This is a genomic window from Roseibacillus ishigakijimensis (genome assembly GCF_016595415.1).
GTDB classification, from domain to species: domain Bacteria; phylum Verrucomicrobiota; class Verrucomicrobiia; order Verrucomicrobiales; family Akkermansiaceae; genus Roseibacillus; species Roseibacillus ishigakijimensis.
Window position 1 is genome coordinate 1 of record NZ_JAENIO010000131.1, and the last position, 652, is coordinate 652.

The window sequence follows — 652 nt, forward strand, 5'->3', positions numbered from 1 at the left end:
AATTTTGGGCGGCCACCGACATTGCAAGCCTTTTTTGCGTATTTTTTCCTTATTTTCAGTGCGTTACGTGCTCGATTTTTGTCGTGTAGTGTGAAAAACCATAAAGCATTTGGCTCACCCAGGAACTCATGGCCAAGGGGTCGTATCAGTACAAATACCCGGCTCATACTCTCCTCCAGTTCCATCAAAGTCCTCTTCAGAATAAAATTCTGTGCATAATCTTGGTTCCCCATAACACGTTTCGCCGTTGGCACAATTATAAAGATCTCGACAAAATGAGCCCGGTCCTGGAGCGCCGATTTGTTGTACTTGAATTAAAGAACGATGCTCATCCGGGATCAACAAGCAAGGATCGTAGTTATACCCGCCGTAATAGTTCCAGCTCGCATCCACCAACCCGCTAAACATCGTCAAATTACTCGCTGCCACGGAGGCGACGACACTTTTTTTCATGAACGAACGGCGGCTGATTTTCCTTCTCTGGTATTCGGGATAGTCGGAATTTTTCATGGCAAGATTTTCTTAAAGCGAAATCATGTTGAAATGGGGGGGGGGGGGGGATGGCAAGACCTTTCTTGATGAAAGATGAATTTTCTTCCGAGGGGAAGATAAAAGGGCGTTTTGTGCTGGTGGGAGGCTTTTTGGGGGCGGG

General features: G+C 46.6%; 1 protein-coding gene. It reads right to left on the minus strand.

Going from position 1 to position 652, the window contains the following annotated elements:
• Window positions 1-126: 126 nt before the first annotated feature.
• A complete protein-coding gene (locus JIN78_RS16890; RefSeq protein ID WP_200393171.1) occupies window positions 127-510 on the minus strand; it encodes a hypothetical protein in 384 nt (127 codons plus the stop codon).
• Window positions 511-652: the final 142 nt, after the last annotated feature.